1 protein-coding gene and 2 tRNA genes are annotated in these 1,403 nt (G+C 56.6%); all 3 read left to right on the top strand.

Features of this window, described 5'->3' with window-relative positions; translation table 11 throughout:
* Positions 1-4: 4 nt before the first annotated feature.
* Positions 5-81: transfer RNA gene (locus AC1DRJ_RS27725), tRNA-Asp, on the top strand.
* Between the two features lie 92 nt (positions 82-173).
* A tRNA-Asp gene (locus AC1DRJ_RS27720) sits at positions 174-250 on the top strand.
* 407 nt (positions 251-657) lie between these two features.
* The coding region (locus AC1DRJ_RS27715; RefSeq protein ID WP_477804957.1) for a twin-arginine translocation signal domain-containing protein at positions 658-1,403 on the top strand (746 nt) is incomplete at its 3' end.

Raw genomic sequence — 1,403 nt, 5'->3', positions numbered from 1 at the left:
ACGCGCAGCGGTAGTTCAGTCGGTTAGAATACCGGCCTGTCACGCCGGGGGTCGCGGGTTCGAGTCCCGTCCGCTGCGCCATATTTTCCGGATCAGATTTGTCTGGTTCGAGATTGAAAAGCTTCTGAGTTTTCAATCAGACGAGTTACTTGGACGAAAGTCCAAAGCGATACGCAGCGGTAGTTCAGTCGGTTAGAATACCGGCCTGTCACGCCGGGGGTCGCGGGTTCGAGTCCCGTCCGCTGCGCCATATCTGCTACAAGGCCCGCTGAACGCCTTGGAGCTACGAAGAAAGCCGCTGGTTATACCGGTGTTTACTTCGAGTCGATAGCAAAGACCCTGGTCGAAAGACCGGGGTTTTTTGTGTCTGAAATTTGGCTTTTCATCATCTCGCCCTTGCCTGGCCTTTCCTGAATACCTTTCCCCCCGCTTACCTCAGCTATCCGTGTAATAAAAAATCACACTATTTTGATTCGCTGGTCAGTTTTTTTGTATTGGGTTGTTTGCCGCAAGCGCATAAGCCTATAAACTTAACCTTTCGGTCAGCTTTGCACTGTCATTTCAGCCCTTTGTTTCGTCAATAAGGGTTTCTGCACGACTCGAGATTTCCAGTACATAATCAAAAGGGCGGGCCCCTAACCGCTCAGAGGATGATCCATGTCCAATCGTGATATATCCCGGCGCTCGTTCCTTCAGGGCGGGCTGGTGGCGGGTGTGAGCGTGACGCTCACGCCGCTCAGCAGTCAGGCGCTCGCCGCCTTGATGGAAAACAGCGTGACCGTGCCGTCCGAGCAATGGCTCGGCAACAACGGCAAGGCACGCTTCCGTAACGACGCCTTGTCGAAAGTCTGCGGCAGCAAAGTCTTTGCCCGCGACATCCGCGCCAAGGACATGCCGGGTTGGCCGCAGCAGCAAGGCCACGCCATGCTGCTGAAAACCATCAAGGCCGACCGCATCTACGCGGGCATGGACCTGTCGTGGCTCGGCGCCGAGTTGCAGCCTGACCGCATCGTCACCGCTGCCGACCTGGAGAAAGACGGCATCGCCTTCCCGGAAGAGCACGCGCCAGATCCGCTGCTGCCGGAAGGCAAGGTGCCAATGTTCATCGGACATCCGGTGGCGATCCTGATCTGGAAYGACTTCGAGCGTTTCCGTCAGGCCAAGGCCAAACTCAAATTCAATGACAAAGCGATTCGTTACGGCGCCCAAGTGCCGTTCTACGAAAGCGATCCCTATGGCAGCTTCCGCTACGTGCGAGTGGGTGGTGCGACCTCGGCGGACGAAGACGAATTCGCCAGCCTCAAGGATTCGATCCTGTTCCCGATGCTGAAAAACCGTCGCCCGGTGTGGAATTCCCAGCCGAACCTGCACGGCAACCTGACCGAGCGCGGATTGTTCTACGC

This window comes from Pseudomonas sp. P5_B2, from assembly GCF_056400445.1.
Note: the sequence above shows the minus strand (reverse complement) of the source record. Positions and strands in the feature narration are given on the sequence as shown.